This is a genomic window from Lysinibacillus sp. NPDC093688, assembly GCF_050280145.1.
Classification (GTDB): domain Bacteria; phylum Bacillota; class Bacilli; order Bacillales_A; family Planococcaceae; genus Lysinibacillus; species Lysinibacillus xylanilyticus_B.
The window spans coordinates 1-2443 of the sequence record NZ_JBNNUX010000096.1; the positions used below are offsets into that span (position 1 = coordinate 1).

The 2443-nt window shown below is 31.0% G+C and carries 1 protein-coding gene and 1 pseudogene; both read right to left on the bottom strand.

What is annotated here, in order from left to right; all coding sequences use genetic code 11:
* Positions 1–365, bottom strand: a pseudogene (locus ACQKN2_RS25185) (replication initiation factor domain-containing protein); the annotation flags it as partial.
* Between the two features lie 1412 nt (positions 366–1777).
* Positions 1778–2443 (bottom strand): replication initiation factor domain-containing protein (locus ACQKN2_RS25190; protein ID WP_162155085.1); only part of this gene is annotated, 666 nt, incomplete at its 5' end.

The following is a 2443-nucleotide window of genomic DNA, read 5'->3' on the forward strand; positions in this document are numbered from 1 at the left end:
AACCAAAGCATTTCTTCATGCGTAAGTTTATTCGGATTAAATTCAACACGCATATTACGTCTATCCCATGTATCTGCTTTTACTTTGTCGTATTCAATATAAACTTTTCCTTGTAGTGCTTTAGCTTTAAATTTCGTTTGTAGTATATCCCAAAGTCTAATTTGTGGTTCAGTACTCATGAATTCAGATAGCTTTTGAGCATTATTTTTATTTAAATTCCCAACAATTGTCATACGGTCGAAACTGATTTTTGGTTTCGATATGCACACAGTATGTGCGTGTAACCGGCTATTAGAGTAGCCGGTTGAGTGTAAAATATCACTATCCTTATTTTGTAAGTACTTTGAATAATTTTCTCTACTCATAAAAAATCGACTCCTTAATTTAATTTAAGAAGTCGCTCACCCGAATATATACCTTGAAGAAAAAACTAATATCGTTTAATATCTAGATATACAAAATATAAAAAACAACTTAATGTTTTTCCTTGGGTAAGTCGCATTCACAAACTTTGGCGGGGGAGTGAGCGACTTCTTTTTATTTTGTTATTAATATAACACTATCAAAAAGCTTGGTCTATTATGACCAAGCTTTTTGGTGTTTATAAACCTATGTCAAAAATTTCTTTCAACAACAAAAAAACGCCTTAACCCTTTATTGACAAGGGATAAAGCCTTAATTCAAAAATTGAGTTATTTCTATATAGTATCAAGACAAGAAGAAACTCGTTTCAAAAAAGCCAAAAAATCTCATCGTTAAATACTTTTGAATGCACTATGATTAAATAAATGTTAAAGTGAAAATATAATTCTCGAACATCATTAATTCTTTTAACATGAAATAGTTCTTCTACCAACCCATAGTCACTCAATAATTGAGTGACTATTTTTAATGGTTTTGGATGAGATGAAAATAAATAAGTGTTAAAGTAAAAATATAGCATTATCCTCATTCACATTTAGTTTTAGTCTTTTAATGTGAAGTGATCTTCGCCCAAAAATAGCTACTCACAAATTGAGTGGCTATTTTTTAATGCTTTATTCCAATTGCTTTATTGACGTTGAGCCTCGGAACCCTTAACAATCCCTAAACTTGTCGAATCGTCGGCTTAATAGCTCACGCTATGCCGACATTCGTCTCCAAGTTTAGTTAAGGGTTCTTCTCAACATCAATAAATTTTCTCGGCATAAATGCGTATGGTATGCTCAATACAGTGCTCAATTTTAATCGCACAGCATTTTATTGCTATTCTCCAGACCACTCATTTTTGAGTGGTTCTTTTATTTTGCATTTTAAGCCCTTTCTAGGACATTTAATCATTCCACGTATAAAAAATAACTAAAAACTTTTTTCGTTCAACAGAGAGACGATAAATCATTTTAAAATTTATTTTCTAAATCTTTTAGAATACGAAATATGTTTTTCTATCTCGGTTATTCTTCTTAATAAAAAGCTAAAGCCTTAAAAAATAGGTGTATAATGTAACTCTTGTATTTTAAAGAGCATAAGTGGAATCCTGCACAGAAATGTCTCCAAATGTCTCCATTCGGTAGCTATTTCTGTGCAAAATATTGATTTGACAGTGTCAAATGGGATTCCTATTTATGCGATAAAAATTGTTATATGACTCCCGAACGGCTACACAAAAGCTACCGAATAGCTACACAAAATCAAAAATGGATACCATATGGATACCTAAAATCAAAAATAGCTCCCAAATAGCTACATTATTAGGTAGCTATTTGGGAGCTAAAAGGGAGCCGAATGGTAGCCATTTTTAAAATAGCTTCTTACTTTTTATCTGCCAAAATTCTATTTGCTTTTGTAATTGTTTTTCATTTTCTCTTAAAGTCGATTTCATTAATTCCGTTAAATCAACTGGAGATATTTCTTTAATTAAGTTTTTATATTTGGTTCTAGAATTTCTATGAATTTTACCCCATTCTTCTTCATCATTTAGCAACATAAAAACTATTGCTCTATCAGAAGTGCGTTCAATTATTTTCCAATCTGGTTTCAAAATATGTAAATCATTAAAACAATCATTCCAGTAATCCACCATATCTCTTTTAAGTTCAATTTCTACACGCCATAAGTGATCAGACATAACTTCGACATCTGCGTTATCTTTACGTTCTTGTTTTTTGTTATAAATTCTAATAAATCTATCACTATCACGAACGCCAAAATATTTTGTTTCTGGTTTCCCGTCACGACCATAAAATACAGTTTTCTTAACTGCTTTATCAGTCATTGCATAATAATTACTTAAATCATCTTCAAAATCAAAAGCTAAATCTATTCTTGTAAAACCGTCATCTTCCATGTAGTTGATAATGTTTTGTTTTAACCAAAGCATTTCTTCATGCGTAAGTTTATTCGGATTAAATTCAACACGCATATTACGTCTATCCCATGTATCTGCTTTTACTTTGTCGTATTC